We start from the raw sequence: 1,189 nt of genomic DNA, 5'->3' as shown, positions 1-1,189 counted from the left end.
TCGTTGGGCGTCCCAGGATGTCTGACGCCCAACGACGGGCGACCTCACTTCGCGCGAAGGAGCTGAACATCGTGGTTCACATCAGTCGGCGTACCGTCCTGACCTCAGCCCTGGCCGCGGGCGCGGGAGTAGCCTTCGGGCCGCACCTCGCCAGCGCACACGCGGCCCAGGGCGCACCATCGCTGGCCCCGGCAGGGCACCGACCGGTCGACCTGCACTGGCTGGAGGGCGGCAACCCGGGCGCCCTGGCCGGGGGCACTACCTGGGGTGTGCCGTGGCCCCGGGGCGCTTTCGCCCCCGACCAGCAGTTCTCGCTCACGACCACGGCTGGCGAGGCGGTGCCGGTACAGACCTGGCCCACGGGCTGGTGGCCGGACGGCAGCGTGAAGTGGACGACGCACGCCGTCAGCGCGGACGCGCCGCGGGCCGCGACGTACCGCCTGACCGCCGGCCGGCCCAGCACGCCGGAAGACCGCGTCAGGGTCCGCGAGACGCCCGGCGAGATCACCGTCGACACCGGCACGGTCCAGGTCGTCTTCGCCCGCAACGGCAACCAGGTGGTCCGCGCCATCCGCCGCGGCGGGCAGGACGTCGCGCGCAACGGCCGGCTCGTCGTCTCGCGGCAGGACGTACCCGACACCGACCGGGGTGGTGCCGCGCGACACGAGACGTTCACCGGCGCCGTGGACCGCGTCACCGTCGAGCAGTCCGGGCCCGTGCGTGCCGTCGTCAAGGTCGAGGGCAAGCACCGCAAGGGCCACCGGGCATGGCTCCCGTTCGTGCTGCGGTTCTACCTGTACGCGGGCTCGGACGGCGTCCGCGCGGTACACACCTTCGTGTTCGACGGCGACGAGAACCGCGACTTCATCACCGGCATCGGCGTGACGTTCTCCGTGCCGATGCGCGGCGAGGCGTACGACCGCCACGTACGGCTCGCGGGCACCGACGGCGGCGTCCTGTCCGAGGCCGTACGCGGCGTCACGGGCCTGCGCCGGGACCCCGGCGCCGCCGTCCGCACCGCCCAGGTCGAAGGTCGCGCCCTGCCCGACCCGGCCACCTGGGACCAGCGCGTCACCTCCCGCCTGCACTGGATTCCGCAGTGGGGCGACTACAGCCTGTCCCAGCTCACGGCGCACGGGTTCGAGATCCGCAAGCGCACCGGCCCGGGCCACTCGTGGATCCGGGTCGA

Annotated in this window: 1 pseudogene; it reads left to right on the top strand. The window is 73.6% G+C overall.

The window, feature by feature from the left end:
• Window positions 1–71 precede the first annotated feature (71 nt).
• Window positions 72–1,189, top strand: a pseudogene (locus ACFU5G_RS29900) (Tat pathway signal sequence domain protein); the annotation flags it as partial.

Origin of the sequence: Promicromonospora sp. NPDC057488 (assembly GCF_042802395.1) — a bacterium.
Lineage (GTDB): Bacteria > Actinomycetota > Actinomycetes > Actinomycetales > Cellulomonadaceae > Promicromonospora.
The sequence above is the reverse complement of the archived record's forward strand: the minus strand, read 5'-3'. Positions and strand labels throughout refer to the sequence as shown.